The 13045-nt window shown below is 66.5% G+C and carries 13 protein-coding genes; 6 read left to right on the forward strand and 7 right to left on the reverse strand.

The window, feature by feature from the left end; all coding sequences use genetic code 11:
• Positions 1–62: 62 nt before the first annotated feature.
• Entirely contained in the window at positions 63–1751 is a 1689-nt protein-coding gene (locus XI08_RS34235) for a methyl-accepting chemotaxis protein (RefSeq protein ID WP_271577799.1), read from the forward strand.
• A 3-nt stretch (positions 1752–1754) separates the two neighbouring features.
• Here XI08_RS34235 and XI08_RS34240 read toward each other — a convergent pair whose 3' ends face one another.
• The 6 genes from XI08_RS34240 to ygfZ all read right to left on the reverse strand — a co-directional run bounded on the left by XI08_RS34240 (position 1755) and on the right by ygfZ (position 8255).
• Positions 1755–4451, reverse strand: coding sequence for a DUF2339 domain-containing protein (locus XI08_RS34240; protein WP_271577800.1), 2697 nt, complete (start codon positions 4449–4451; stop codon positions 1755–1757).
• 50 nt (positions 4452–4501) lie between these two features.
• Complete coding sequence (locus XI08_RS34245) at positions 4502–5470, reverse strand: NUDIX hydrolase (protein WP_027543595.1); 969 nt, start codon at positions 5468–5470, stop codon at positions 4502–4504.
• A gap of 19 nt (positions 5471–5489) precedes the next feature.
• Positions 5490–5996 carry a tyrosine phosphatase family protein gene (locus XI08_RS34250; RefSeq protein WP_027543594.1) on the reverse strand — a complete coding sequence of 169 codons (507 nt, stop codon included), beginning with the start codon at positions 5994–5996 and terminating at the stop codon, positions 5490–5492.
• 143 nt (positions 5997–6139) lie between these two features.
• Positions 6140–6754 carry an HD family hydrolase gene (locus XI08_RS34255; protein WP_271577801.1) on the reverse strand — a complete coding sequence of 205 codons (615 nt, stop codon included), beginning with the start codon at positions 6752–6754 and terminating at the stop codon, positions 6140–6142.
• Positions 6751–7377: a DNA-3-methyladenine glycosylase I gene (locus XI08_RS34260; protein ID WP_011085340.1), complete on the reverse strand. Its 627-nt coding sequence runs from the start codon at positions 7375–7377 to the stop codon at positions 6751–6753. The genes XI08_RS34255 and XI08_RS34260 overlap by 4 nt, the downstream gene beginning before the upstream one ends.
• Positions 7374–8255, reverse strand: a complete 882-nt coding sequence (gene ygfZ, locus XI08_RS34265) for a CAF17-like 4Fe-4S cluster assembly/insertion protein YgfZ (RefSeq protein ID WP_271577802.1) — start codon at positions 8253–8255, stop codon at positions 7374–7376. Before ygfZ ends, XI08_RS34260 begins: the two co-directional genes overlap by 4 nt.
• A 101-nt stretch (positions 8256–8356) precedes the next feature.
• Between ygfZ and XI08_RS34270 the strand changes: the two genes are divergently transcribed.
• The 5 genes from XI08_RS34270 to XI08_RS34290 all read left to right on the forward strand — a co-directional run bounded on the left by XI08_RS34270 (position 8357) and on the right by XI08_RS34290 (position 12477).
• Positions 8357–9691, forward strand: a complete 1335-nt coding sequence (locus XI08_RS34270; RefSeq protein WP_271577803.1) for a dihydroorotase — start codon at positions 8357–8359, stop codon at positions 9689–9691.
• A 168-nt stretch (positions 9692–9859) separates the two neighbouring features.
• Positions 9860–10729 carry a sulfurtransferase gene (locus XI08_RS34275; RefSeq protein ID WP_271577804.1) on the forward strand — a complete coding sequence of 290 codons (870 nt, stop codon included), beginning with the start codon at positions 9860–9862 and terminating at the stop codon, positions 10727–10729.
• Positions 10730–10835: 106 nt separating this feature from the next.
• Positions 10836–11525: an RNA polymerase sigma factor gene (locus XI08_RS34280; protein WP_027543589.1), complete on the forward strand. Its 690-nt coding sequence runs from the start codon at positions 10836–10838 to the stop codon at positions 11523–11525.
• Positions 11526–11612: 87 nt separating this feature from the next.
• On the forward strand, positions 11613–12146 hold the full coding sequence (locus XI08_RS34285; RefSeq protein WP_027543588.1) for a DUF4142 domain-containing protein: 534 nt from the start codon (positions 11613–11615) through the stop codon (positions 12144–12146).
• 10 nt (positions 12147–12156) lie between these two features.
• Positions 12157–12477 (forward strand): cupredoxin domain-containing protein, encoded by a 321-nt coding sequence (locus XI08_RS34290; protein WP_027543587.1) that lies wholly within the window; start codon positions 12157–12159, stop codon positions 12475–12477.
• 165 nt (positions 12478–12642) lie between these two features.
• On the opposite strand, the gene XI08_RS34295 is transcribed toward XI08_RS34290, so the two are convergent.
• Positions 12643–12909 carry a hypothetical protein gene (locus tag XI08_RS34295; RefSeq protein ID WP_007594892.1) on the reverse strand — a complete coding sequence of 89 codons (267 nt, stop codon included), beginning with the start codon at positions 12907–12909 and terminating at the stop codon, positions 12643–12645.
• Positions 12910–13045: the final 136 nt, after the last annotated feature.

Raw genomic sequence — 13045 nt, forward strand, 5'->3', positions numbered from 1 at the left:
CGTCGCGACGATTGCGGCGCAGGTGATTCACGCGTTGCTAGGTATCATCGGGATTTGTCGTGATGTCGAAGTTGTCGATCGTTTTCAAGCTTCTGGCCGTGTTGTCGGTCCTCGTGCTGTCACTCGCCGGCGTCGGCGTGACTGCGATCGGCACCATGCAGAACATCAATGCGCATACGGTCGAGATTGCGGAGAGCTGGCTGCCGAGCGTGCGCGCGCTCGGTTCGCTTCGCGCCGACATCAATGAGCTGCGCGTCGCGCTCCGTCTGCACCTGATGCAGGAAACCGCCGAAGGCAAGGACGCGGCCGAGAAGCGCCTCGCCTCGCTGCAGGAGCGCATCGAGAAGACCCGCAAGGTCTACGAACCGCTGATCACCTCCGCCGAAGAGCGTTCGCTCTACGAGCAGTGGGCCAAGGCATGGGCCGAGTATCTGAACGGCGTGCAGGACGTGATGGCGCTGTCGCGCAAGAGCGTCGGCCGTTTCCCCACCGAGGCCAACGAGCTGTTGCAGACCAAGGTCGCGAAGATGGCGCAAGCGGCCGACCCGCTGCTCCAGAAAGGCATCGAGCTCAACAACCGCGGCGCCGAGCTGGAAACCAAGCAGGCGGCCGACAGCTACGCCACGATCTTCCGGGTGCTGGTCGGCATCATCGTCCTTTCGGTCGTGATCGCGATCGCCGCCGCCTATTATCTCGTGCGCGACGTCTCGCGTGGAATTGCCTCGATCATCAAGCCGATGCAGTCGCTCGGCGAGGGCGACCTTTCGGCCGAGGTGCCGCATCGCGGCGAGAAGACCGAGATCGGCTCGATGGCGGATGCGCTCCAGATCTTCAAGGAAGCGCTGATCGCCAAGAAGGCCGCCGACGAGGCTGCTGCGGCCGACGCCGAAGCCAAGATCGAGCGCGGCCGCCGTGTCGATGCCATTACCCGCAAGTTCGAAGCCATGATCGGCGAAGTCGTCGGCACCGTCTCCTCGGCCTCGACCGAGCTCGAGGCGTCGGCATCGACGCTGACCAGCACCGCGCGGCGCGGGCAGGAGCTCGCGACCGTCGTCGCGGCAGCCTCCGAGGAAGCCTCCACCAACGTCCAGGCCGTGGCCTCGGCCTCCGAGGAGCTGTCGTCCTCCATCACCGAGATCAGCCGCCGCGTGCAGGATTCGGCGCGGATGGCCGCGGAAGCCGTCGAGCAGGCGGCGCGGACCAACGAGCGCGTCAACGCGCTGTCGCAGGCCGCCTCCCGCATCGGCGACGTCGTCGAGCTCATCAACACGATCGCCGGCCAGACCAATTTGCTGGCGCTGAACGCGACCATCGAGGCGGCGCGCGCGGGCGAAGCCGGCCGCGGCTTTGCGGTCGTCGCTTCCGAGGTCAAGGCGTTGGCCGAGCAGACCGCGAAGGCGACCGGCGAGATCGGGGCGCAGGTTTCGGGCATCCAGGCTGCAACGCAGGAATCCGTCAGCGCCATCCAGGAGATCGGCGGCACCATCGAGCGGCTGTCCGAAGTGTCCGCGGCGATTGCCGCCGCCGTCGAGGAGCAGGGCGCGGCCACGCAGGAGATCTCGCGCAACGTCCAGCAGGCCTCGGTCGGCACGCAGGAGGTCTCGGCGAACATCACCGACGTGCAGCGCGGTGCGATCGAGACCGGCGAGGCTTCGTCCGAGGTGCTGTCGGCGGCGAAATCGCTGGCGACCGACAGCACGCGCCTCAAGGTCGAGGTCGCGCAGTTCCTGGATTCGGTCCGCGCGGCCTGATCTTCAACTTCCCGTCTGTGGAGCCGGCGGCGGGGCCTGCCGCCGGAACAGGATGCGCTGGTAGAGCCATCCGATCGCGACCAGCACGACGCCGAGGCACATGAACGACAGCGCGCGGTAGACGCCTGTCAGCGTCGACATGTCGATGACGAAGGCCTTCAGGATCGTCAGCGCGATGACGGCGGCGGACGCAAGTCGCGCGCGCTCCGAGTTGACCAGGATGCCGACGCCGAGCAGCACCACGCCGAAGGCGAGCCAGCCGATCGAGTAGCTATATTGCTCGGCCCCCGTCGTCTCGCCGCTGGACAGGATCGGGCCGTGATAGAAGCGGCGGATCTCCAGCGTGACATAGGCGAGCGCGAACACGAGCGCGCCGCCCGCGATGGTGTTGGCATAGGCTTTGCCACGCTCGCCGACCACCGCATAGGACAGCAACAGCATCAGCACCGCCGGCAGCGCATAGCCGAGCAGCAGCAGGTTGAATACGGCGCCGCCGACGTCGATACGCCACAGCAGCGGGTTCTCCAGGATCAGCAGGCCGAACACGCTGATGAGCCCGCCGATCGCCGTCAGAACGACCGCGCCGACATTGTGCACGACGCTGCGGCTGCGCAGCCGCAAGCGTTCCAGCCCGATCGCCATGGCGAACGCGATGCAGACTTGCAGCGCGCATTCGAGCAGCGACGGCGCAGACGTCATCTGGCCTCCAGTCGCAAAGTGCCGGATCTCCATGAAGGCAAGCAGCGCAGTGAACAGGATCGCGGCGGCTTCCACCATGCGCAGCGGCGCATCGTCGCCGCGGCGGCGCAGGAAGATGCTCGCCGCCCAGAACGACGCCGCAGGCAGGCCGTAGCCCCACAACAGCCAATTGAAGATAGGCGTCGTGCCGACGGCATCGCCGACAATGCGCGGATCATAGACGATGCGCGCGGCGACGATCGCGGCGAAAATGGCCGCGAGCCGGCGCAGGACCGGGATCGGGCGCTGCAGCGAGATCCAGGCGGTGCCGAGCGACATCAGCGCCAGTGCAATCGTGAGCCAGCCCTTCTCCAGCGCGAAGGTCAGCGCCAGCGCCAGCGCGCCGAGCGTGCCGGTCGCGAACAGCGCAGTGGAGGTCGCACCCCCCGGTCGATCTTCACGGCGCGCGAGGGCTTCGGTGGCGGCGCCAAAGGCCGCGGCAAGCAGCACCGCGAGGATCGCGAACGGGATCGAGCGATCGAGATGGGCAATGCGCGCATAGAGCGCAACGAGGATCGCAATTGGCGTGGCGACACCCGCCGCCGACCACACCACCGGAATGATCACCGAACTGGAACGGCCCTGGGCGAGGAAGCCGGCGACGCCGAAGCCGGCGGCAAAGATCGCGGCCATCACCAGATGCAGCGTCACGGAGCTGTCGGTCGCGGCCGGTCCGATGCCGGAGATCGGGCCGCCCGGCAGCACCAGCATGTCCGGATTGGCGCGCACCGCCCATTCGGCGAAGACGATGAAGACGGTTGCAGCAGCCGCACCGAGCGCGCCGGTCGCCGCCGGCGCGCGCCAGGCGACGAACAGCGTCGCACCGACCAGAAGCGTGAACGCGATCAGCGCCAGATCCGCATGCGCGCTCGACAGCACGATCAGCATGGCACCGAACAGATAGGCGCCGAGCGAGCTTGACGACACCGGCTCGATCTCGCCGTCCTCGATGGTCGGACCGAACATGAAGCCGCAGACGACGAGCAGCGCTGCAAGCACGAAGCCCGCGATGGCATGGAAGGCGTGCGGTGCGACCTGCACGTCACTGGTGTCCAGACCCGGGAAGATCCAGAGCACGGCGAAGGCGATCGTGGTCACCGCAAGCCAGCGCCACAGCCGGATGCGGGCAAGGCCGAAGCTCGCGGCGGTGACGATCGCAAGATAGATGTAGAGCGCCCAATAGTCCGGCTTGCCGCTGGAGACGAGGAGCGGGGTCACGAACGCGCCGACCACGCCGAGGCCCGCAAGCGCGGGCCCGTGCAGCAGTGCGGCGGCAAGCGTACCGAGTGCGACGAGGCCGAGCAGCACGAAGGCGGTCGCGGGCACGAGGAAGCCGTAGAGCGCGTAGGCGGCATAGATGGTCGCGAACGCCACGGCCGTGCCGGCCGCGGTGAGGATCGCGGGAATGTTGGCGATCGGCAGCGCCGCGATGTTGGAGATGCTCTCCTTGCGCCGCGACCATTCGCCGGCGCCCAGCAGCGCCAGCGCGAACAGGCCGCCGAGGAACACGCGCACGCCGGGACCGACGAGGCCGGCCTCGATCGAATAGCGCACCATGAAGAAGCCGCCGAGCGCGAGCGCAAGGCCGCCGATCCACACCACCCAGCGCGTGCCGAGCTGTTCCTCGAAGCCGGGCGCCGGCGCAGGCAGCGGAGGCGGTGCATCGGCCCCGGTGTCCGCTTCGAGCGGTGGCGGCGAAGCCTCTTCGGTGACGAGCGGCGGCGGCGCCTCGGCTTCGGGCGCAAGCGGCGGTGGCTCGGCCGGAGTTGTTGCGGGTGCTTCAGCCTGCACCGGTGCGGGCATCAGCGGCGGCGGCTGCACCTGCCGTTGCGCGTAAACCATCTCTTCGAGCGAGCTCAGCCGGCGGCGCAGCTCGGCCGCCTGGCTGGAGGCCTTGATCGCGATCAGGAAGGCGATGATCGCAATGATCAGCGCAAAGAGGTCAAACGGGCCGTCGAACATGAAGCCTCCAGGCAACCGGCGGGCAGGGGCCGACCGCGCAAATGTCGTATCTAGCGCCGGGAGCGCATACGCAAGCCCGGCGCGGGCCGCTCCTGGAGCACGTCGCGGCGGAAGCGGTAGAGCGCTGCCGGCCGTCCGCCGGTCTGTGTCGACATCACGCCGGTCGGTTCGACCAGGGCTTCCGTTTCGACCAGGCGGCGGAAATTCTGCTTGTGCAGGTGTCGGCCGGAGATTGCCTCCACCGTATGCTGCAATTCGGTGAGTGTGAACTCGGCGGGCAAAAGTTCAAACACCACAGGACGATACTTCAGTTTTGCGCGCAGCCGCGCGATCGCGGTGGCGAGGATCCGGCGATGATCGAACCGCATGGATGTGCCGAGTGCGGGAAGCGACTTGCGCGCTAATGCCGCAGGGCGGCCGTCACGCCGCGCCTCCTCGATCAGCCCGGCCTCGTAGAGCAGTTCGTAGCGGTCGAGCACGCGCTCCTCGTCCCAGGGCGCGCCGTCGAGGCCGAAATAGAATCGCACACGGTCCCTGCGCGGCAATGCGCGCGTCGTCTCCGGCGTCTCCTGTTCCGCCCAATTTGTCAGCGCCGGGATGATGTCGCGGGCGATGATCGCGGGCGGCTCCTCGCGCCAGTCCTCCCAGGGGAGAAAGCGATACCACGGCTCGAAGCTCGCTCCGGTCGCTGCGAGTTCGCCGTCAACGGCGCGGGTGAGTGCGAGATATCCGATCGACACCATGTGCGCGCCGGTGTCGCCGGCCTCCGCATGACGGCCGCGGTCGCCGAACGTGTAGAGCTGCTCGACATAGCCGAGCCGCAAGCCCGCCTGTTCCTCGACCCAGGCACGCAGGCCGATCTCGAAGGTGCGATGGCTCAGCGCATCGAACGGGCCGAACGGCAGGCCGGCCAGCCCGTCGCTGCCGCGCGCGGTGAGGATCAGCGGCTCATGGTCCTCGATCGCGACGATCGCGGCGGTCAGGCCGATCTCGATCGGCGTGAGCAGCGTTTCGCTCATGCGGCCGACTTCGCTGCTGTCATTCGAGCTCGATCACGAAGGGGCGGCCCTCGACCATCATCGCGCCCGGGCCCATCTCGTCGAGCGCGCGCAGCATGCGGCCCTCGCGTCCCAGCGCGCGGTCGGCGAGGCTGACGATGCGCCGGTTCGGCGATGCGATCGGCGAGGCCGCGCGGATCTTCTTCGCGATCTCGATCTCGTCGCGATGCGGATTGAGGGCACAGACGGCGGCGAAGGCGCTTGCGGTGGAGCGGCTGATGCCGGCGTAGCAATGCACCACCAGCGGCGCGCTGCGGTCCCAGCCGCGCACGAAGTTCAGCACCTGGTCGATATGCGTCTCCGATGGGGCGACAAAGCCGTCCATCTCCTCGGTGATGTCGTCCATCGACACCTTGAGATGGTTGGCCGGCAGCACCGACACCGGACGCGCCACCTGCTCGACATTGGCCATCACGGTCAGCACATGGCTGGCCTTGGTGAGGCGGACGGTTTCGGGGAGCGCGGCAAGGGAACAGACGTGGATCATGGCGGACCTTTTTGCCGCGATTATAGCGAGCGCTCGTAGGGTGGGCAAAGGCGCATCGTGCCGTGCCCACCATTTCGCAACTGCGCTCATCTCGCTTGTTTGGTGGGCACGCTTCGCTTTGCCCACCCTACGAAGGGATGATGCTACGCAAACACCGCGCCAAACCGCTCCAGGAACTGCTTCTCGGCCCGCGCCGCCGTCCAGGGCGTGAGATAGTCGCGCCGGACGCTGTCGGGCAGGCCGGGATTCTTGCCGAACAGGCGCCTCGCCTCGGTATCGCTGAAGCCGGCAAGCTCGGTCGCCTCGAGGTAAGCTGCGCCGCGATCGGCGGCCTTGATGGCCAGCGTGATCTCGTCGGGCAGCACCGGCGGCAGGCCGAAGCGGATGTGGATGGCGCCGAGCAGGCGCTTCTCGACCGCCTTGTAGTGGCCGTCGAGCACGGCCTTGAACGGCGAGATCATGTCGCCGATCACGTATTCGGGCGCGTCGTGCAGCAGCGCTGCGAGCCGCACGCGCTGGTCGACGCGCGGCGTTTCGTGCCGCATCACGGTCTCCACCAGCAGCGTATGCTGCGCGACCGAGAAGATGTGCGCGCCGATGGTCTGTCCGTTCCAGCGCGCCACGCGCGCCAGCCCATGGGCGATGTCGGCGATCTCGACGTCGAGCGGCGAGGGATCGAGCAGATCGAGCCGCCGGCCCGACAGCATGCGCTGCCAGGCGCGGGACTCCGCGCCGCGTGCCGACTTCTTCGCCGTCATTTGACCTTGAGGCGCGGCTTGCGCTGCGTCTTGCCGCAGCTTGCGTGACAATGGCAGTCGACGAGATGGTCGTTGACCATGCCGGTCGCCTGCATGAAGGCATAGACGATGGTCGGGCCGACGAACTTGAAGCCGCGCGAGGACAGCTCCTTGGAGATCTGCACCGACAGCGGCGTCGAGGCCGGCACGCTCGCCGTGGTCTTGAAGTTGTTGACCTTCGGCCTTCCGTCCATGAAGTCCCACAGCAGCTTCGAGAAGCCCGGCCCCTTCTCCATGATATCCAGATAGGACTTCGCGCTCAGGATCGCGCCGTCGATCTTGGCGCGGTTGCGCACGATGCCGGCATCGTTCATCAGCGCGTGCACCTTCTTGGCATTGTAGCGCGCGATCTTCTCCGGCTGGAAATCGTCGAAGGCTTTGCGGAAATTGTCGCGCTTGCGCAGGATCGTGATCCAGGACAGGCCGGCCTGAAAGCCATCGAGGATCAGCTTCTCGTAGAGCGCGCGGTCGTCATACTCAGGCACGCCCCATTCGGTGTCGTGATAGGCGACATAGAGCGGATCTTCACCCGGCCAGGGGCAGCGGGTCAGGCCGTCGGGATGCAGGCGAGGGGCGCGGCTCATGCGGTGGGCTGCTTGGCTGGAATGCGCACGACTTCAGGCTCGGCGAGCGTCAAGGCAAGGCCGCCGGCGGTGAGCGGCTGGCCGGCATCGAGCGCGTCGGCGACGCGGTCGATGCGCACCAGCGCGATGCCTTTGCCTCGCGCCGACGAGCCCATGGTGCCGACCGGCTTGTCGCCGGCCAACACGCTGACGCCGACTTCCGGCGAGATGTCATCGAGCAACACCTTGACGCTGCGGGTGCGCGCGGTGCCGCGATGCTGCATGCGCGAGACGACCTCCTGGCCGACATAGCAACCCTTGTCGAAATCGACGCCGGCAAGGCGGTCCATATTGGTCTCGTGCGGGAACGCATCGCTGTACATGAAGTCGAGCCCGCCGCGCGGCACGCCGAGCGCGATGCGATGGGCCTCATAGGCGGCCGCATCGACCAGCTCGGCGCCGATGAGGTCGGACAGCTTCTGCTTGAGATCCTCGGGGATCAGAATGCGGTAGCCGAGCTCGTCATGGCGCGGATCGGCGAAGGCAAGGTCCGGCTGGGCCGCGAGCGCACCGCCCCAGGCGGCGAGCACGCCGAGATCGCCGGAGAGGTTTTCCACCGTGACCTTGGCGCGCAGCTTGTAGAATTTCAGCTTCGTGGCGAGGCCATCGGCCAGCGCCTTGGGGCAATCGATCAGGAACCCGCCGCCGTGGCCGGCCGGCGCCTCCGTGATCAGGAAATCGACGATGATCTTGCCCTGCGGCGTCAGCAGCGCCCCGAATCGCCCCAGGCCCGGCTTGAGCCTGTCGAGGTCGGTCGTGACGAGGCCGTTGAGGAAGTTGCGCGCATCCTCGCCCGCGACCTTGACCACGCCCCGGTCGGGAAGAAACGCTGATTTCATGCGAAAATCTCTTGCGACATGTTGCTCCGGAACGTAAGCCCGCAGCGCATAAACGACAAGACCTCGAGCCCTGCGCTTGGGGATGAGAGGGGCCTTCAGCCATGACCCAGCGTTTCGATGTGATCCTCAGGGGCGGCACCGTCGTCAACCAGGACGGCGAGGGGCTGCGGGACATCGGCATTGCGGGCGGCCGCATCGCCGAGATCTGCGCGCTGTCGCAAGCCTCCGCCGCCGAAGTGATCGACTGCAAGGGCCTCCACATCCTACCCGGCGTGATGGACACGCAGGTGCATTTTCGCGAGCCGGGACTGGAGCAGAAGGAAGACCTCGAGACCGGCTCGCGCAGCGCCGTGATGGGCGGCGTCACCGCCGTGTTCGAGATGCCGAACACATCGCCGCTCACCGTGACGGAGGCCGCCTTTGCCGACAAGGTGAAGCGCGCCCATCACCGCATGCATTGCGACTTCGCCTTCTTCATCGGCGGCACCCGCGAGAACGTGCAGGACCTGCCCGTGCTGGAGCGCGCGCCGGGCTGCGCCGGCGTCAAGGTGTTCATCGGCTCCTCGACCGGCGCGCTGCTGGTGGAGGACGACGAGAGCCTGCGCCGCATCTTCCAGGTGATCCGCCGCCGCGCCGCCTTCCACGCCGAGGACGAATACCGCCTCAACGAGCGCAAGCCGCTGCGCATCGAGGGCGATCCGCGCTCGCATCCGGTCTGGCGCGACGAGACCGCGGCGCTGATGGCGACGCAGCGCCTGGTCAAGCTCGCGCATGAGACGGGCAAGCGCATCCACGTGCTGCACATCTCGACCAAGGAAGAAATCGAGTTCCTGCGTGACCACAAGGATGTCGCATCCTGCGAGGCGACGCCGCATCATCTCACGCTGGTCGCGCCCGAATGCTACGAGCGGCTCGGCACGCTGGCGCAGATGAACCCGCCGGTGCGCGGGGCCGATCACCGCGCCGGCATCTGGCGCGGCATCGAGCAGGGCATCATCGACGTGCTCGGCTCCGATCATGCCCCGCATACGCTGGAAGAAAAGCAGAAGACCTATCCGGCCTCGCCCTCCGGCATGACCGGTGTGCAGACGCTGGTGCCGCTGATGCTCGACCACGTCAATGCCGGCCGCCTGTCGCTGGCGCGGTTTGTCGATCTCACCAGCGCCGGCCCCGCGCGTCTCTACAACATGGCCTGCAAGGGCCGCATCGCCGCCGGCTACGACGCCGACTTCACCATCGTCGACTTGAAGCGCAGCGAAACCATCACCAACAAATGGGTGGCGTCCAAGGCCGGCTGGACCCCTTACGACGGCGTTCGCGTCACCGGCTGGCCCGTCGGCACCTTCATCCGCGGCCGCCGCGTGATGTGGCAGGGTGAACTGGTGACGCCATCGCAAGGCGAGCCGGTGCGGTTTCTGGAGACGCTGAAGCAGTAGCGGGCGCGGTCCCGCTTCTCGCTCGGCTGTCATGCCCCGCGGAGGCGGGGCATCCAGTACGCCGCGGCTTCTCGGTTCGATCACCGCCGCCTCTGGAATACTGGATTGCCCGCCTTCGCGGGCAATGACAGAGTGCCAGGAAGCGTAGGCTCAAATTGGGAGAGAGCAATGTCCCAACCGGCACCCCTCGTCTCCACCGAACAACTCGCCGCCATCCTCGACGATCCCGCCTTACGCCTCTACGACTGCACGACCTATAACGAACCGGTGCCGCCGGGCAGCGACGTGCCCTATCGGGCAGTCCCCGGCGACAAGACCTTCGCGGCCGGCCACATCCCCGGCGCCGATTTCCTCGACCTGCAAGGCGAGTTCTCCGACACCTCCGCAGGGCCGCTCTTCATGATGGCTGGCGTGCCCCAGCTAGAGGCCGCCTTCGGCCGCCATGGCGCCGACGCATCCAAGACCATCGTGCTTTACAGCATCGGCACGATGATGTGGTCGACACGGTTCTGGTGGATGCTGCGCTCGCTCGGCGTCGATGCACTGGTGCTCGACGGCGGTTTTGACAAATGGAAGGACGAGGGGCGGCCGGTCGAGACGGGCGCGCCGAAGGGCTATCCCGCCACGACCTTCAAGGCGACGCCGCGCGCGGGCTTCTTCGTCGACAAGACCACTGTGAAGGCGCGAATCGGCGACCCCTCGACCGTGATCGTCAACGCGCTCGGGCCGCAATTCCATCAAGGCCTTGAGCCGAGCCGCTACGGCCGGCCCGGCCGCGTGCCCGGCAGCGTCAACGTGCCCGCCGCGACGCTTGCCAATGCCGATAAGACGCTGACGACGCTTGCCGATGCCGAAGCGAAATTCGCGGCCCAGGGCGTTACGCGCGACAAGACCGTGATCTGCTATTGCGGCGGCGGCATCTCGGCGACGATCGACCTGCTCATGCTGACGCAGCTCGGCTACGACAAGCTGACGCTGTACGATGCCTCCATGGGCGAATGGGCAAGGGATCCGGCACTGCCGATCGAGACGGACTAGCTCTTACCCTCCCTGGGGAGACCCCGGCGGGGAAGGTAAGAAAATCGGGAACCTTTTCCCCGCGCCTGCATCCAATGTCCGGAACGAATGGAAACAGGTGACCACCATGCAGCGGACCGCAGCCGGCCTGTCCGCCGGCGCCAGAGCATCGGAAGCCGAACTTGTCGACCGCGCGCGGGGCCGTGACGAGGCCGCGCTGCGCGAGATCATGCAGGCCAACAACCGCAGGCTCTACCGTCTTGCGCGCGGTATCCTGCGCAGCGACAGCGAAGCCGAGGACGTGGTGCAGGAGACCTATGTCCGGGCCTTCACCCATCTCGACGGCTTTCGCGGCGAGTCCGGGCTGTCGACCTGGCTGTCGCGCATTGCCATCAACGAGGCGCTTGGCCGGGCGCGAAGCCGCAGGCCGCATGTCGAGCTCGGCGCGCTGCCGGAAGGGGCGCTCGACGCGCAGATCATAAGATTTCCCGTTTCTCCCGCAGGCGATCCGGAAAGGACCATGGCCCAACGTGAAATCCAGCGCGTCGTCGAACGCGCAATCGACGAACTGCCGGATGTCTTCCGCATGGTCTTCGTCGCGCGCGTCATGGAGGGGATGAACATCGAGGAGACCGCCGATCTGCTCGGCGTCAAGCCCGAGACCGTGAAGACGCGGCTGCACCGTGCGCGCACCATGCTGCGCGAGAACGTCGAGAAGGAGATCGGTCCGGTGGTGATGGATGCGTTCCCGTTCGCCGGGTGGCGCTGCGAGCGGCTGACCGTATCAGTGCTGAAGCGGCTCGGCAGCGGCTGCTGAAATTTTTCGGGAACGTTTGCGCGAAAATCCCATCCAATGCCTGTGAAGCGACGCCGGCAACCGTCCGGCAGCACAGGAGTGTCAAACATGTTCACCCGACGGAGCGCGGCGCTCGCCGCGGCAATTCTGTTGTCGAGTCCCGCGCTGTTTGGGGGCGCCAGCGCAGCCGACAAGCCCACCGATCCGCAGATCGCCCACATCGCCTACACCGCGGGCGTGATCGACATCAACGCGGCCAAGCAGGCGCAGAAAAAGGCCAAGAACAAGGACGTCAAGGCGTTTGCCGAGGACATGCTGCGCGACCACGAGGCGGTCAACAAGCAGGCGCTCGCGCTGGTCAAGAAGCTGAACGTCACGCCCGAGGACAACGACACCAGCCGCACGCTGTCGAAGCAGGCGAGCGACAAGCTTGCCGAGCTCGACAAGCTGGACGGCGCAGCCTTCGACAAGGCCTATGTCGCCAATGAGGTCGCCTATCACAAGGCGGTCAACGGCGCGCTGGAAAGCCAGCTCATTCCCTCTGCCAGCAATGCGGAGCTGAAGAGCCTGTTGCAGACCGGATTGAAGATATTCCAGGGCCATCAGCAGCACGCCGAGCATGTCGCGGCCGAGCTGAAATAGGGGAGCGGATATGATGCCGGGACGGGTGTGCTCGACTGCAATGGCGGTCGTCTTCGCAACGATGGTCGTCCCGGCATGCGCCGCGACAATTCAGATCACGATGGAGAATCTAGAAATATCGCCGAATGATGCGTCCGCGAAGGTCGGCGACACTGTCGAGTGGATTAACAAGGACGTATTCGCGCACACCGCAACCGCTGGAAGCGGCGACTTCGACGTGAACCTGCCGGCGAAGAAATCAGGCACGACGGTCGTGAAGAAGGCGGGAACGGTGGAGTATTACTGCCGCTTTCATCCCAACATGAAGGCGACACTCAAGGTCGTGCCGTAGCATTCCCGATTGCATCGGGAATATCTCCCGCCCGCAGCGAGACTAATGCTTGGCCGCAGGGAGCGGCTTCCGTGCGATAAACACCACAGACTTCGCGAGGTGTCGCAAAGTCATTCATCCGTCAACTGGCCCCGCCCGCGTGGCGGGGTCATTTTCCAAAGGCGGTTACTGCCGGGAGATGTCGACGGAGAATTCGCCGTTGCGGATCCGGCCGGGAAAGCCCTCGACGAATTTCGCTACCGCGTCCTCGCCATAGGTGCCGACGAGCTCGGCAAGGGCGGCAAACAGGCTTGCCTGCGCCAGGCAGTCGCCGTCGACGCCGTCGTGGCGCGCTTCGGCCCAGGCCTCGTTGAGATAGCTCAGCGCGGCCTGTTTCTGCTCGTGATCGGGCAGCGGCGCGCGGGCGGGGGCGTAGGACACTGGATGGCTCATGAAACTCGATCAGGCTGGGCGCGATCCACGGCGATGCGCTGTGCGAGTGGTGTAGCACGCGTATTAACGCCCGCTAGGCTACATCTTTAGGAACGGTTAATGGCTGTGAACAAAGACGATGACAGGGTCCCCGTCG

The sequence above is a fragment of the Bradyrhizobium sp. CCBAU 11361 genome (genome assembly GCF_028128935.1).
Lineage (GTDB): Bacteria > Pseudomonadota > Alphaproteobacteria > Rhizobiales > Xanthobacteraceae > Bradyrhizobium > Bradyrhizobium niftali.

What these genes read in the sequence shown, in the direction of transcription:
- XI08_RS34270 (WP_271577803.1), top strand. Translation starts at nt 8,357, where the DNA reads ATGACCCAGCGTTTCGATGTGATCCTCAGGGGCGGCACCGTCGTCAAC.
- XI08_RS34260 (WP_011085340.1), bottom strand. Translation starts at nt 7,377, where the DNA reads ATGAGCCGCGCCCCTCGCCTGCATCCCGACGGCCTGACCCGCTGCCCC.
- XI08_RS34235 (WP_271577799.1), top strand. Translation starts at nt 63, where the DNA reads ATGTCGAAGTTGTCGATCGTTTTCAAGCTTCTGGCCGTGTTGTCGGTC.
- XI08_RS34255 (WP_271577801.1), bottom strand. Translation starts at nt 6,754, where the DNA reads ATGACGGCGAAGAAGTCGGCACGCGGCGCGGAGTCCCGCGCCTGGCAG.
- XI08_RS34295 (WP_007594892.1), bottom strand. Translation starts at nt 12,909, where the DNA reads ATGAGCCATCCAGTGTCCTACGCCCCCGCCCGCGCGCCGCTGCCCGAT.
- XI08_RS34245 (WP_027543595.1), bottom strand. Translation starts at nt 5,470, where the DNA reads ATGAGCGAAACGCTGCTCACGCCGATCGAGATCGGCCTGACCGCCGCG.
- XI08_RS34275 (WP_271577804.1), top strand. Translation starts at nt 9,860, where the DNA reads ATGTCCCAACCGGCACCCCTCGTCTCCACCGAACAACTCGCCGCCATC.
- XI08_RS34290 (WP_027543587.1), top strand. Translation starts at nt 12,157, where the DNA reads ATGATGCCGGGACGGGTGTGCTCGACTGCAATGGCGGTCGTCTTCGCA.
- XI08_RS34240 (WP_271577800.1), bottom strand. Translation starts at nt 4,451, where the DNA reads ATGTTCGACGGCCCGTTTGACCTCTTTGCGCTGATCATTGCGATCATC.
- XI08_RS34285 (WP_027543588.1), top strand. Translation starts at nt 11,613, where the DNA reads ATGTTCACCCGACGGAGCGCGGCGCTCGCCGCGGCAATTCTGTTGTCG.
- XI08_RS34250 (WP_027543594.1), bottom strand. Translation starts at nt 5,996, where the DNA reads ATGATCCACGTCTGTTCCCTTGCCGCGCTCCCCGAAACCGTCCGCCTC.
- XI08_RS34280 (WP_027543589.1), top strand. Translation starts at nt 10,836, where the DNA reads ATGCAGCGGACCGCAGCCGGCCTGTCCGCCGGCGCCAGAGCATCGGAA.
- ygfZ (WP_271577802.1), bottom strand. Translation starts at nt 8,255, where the DNA reads ATGAAATCAGCGTTTCTTCCCGACCGGGGCGTGGTCAAGGTCGCGGGC.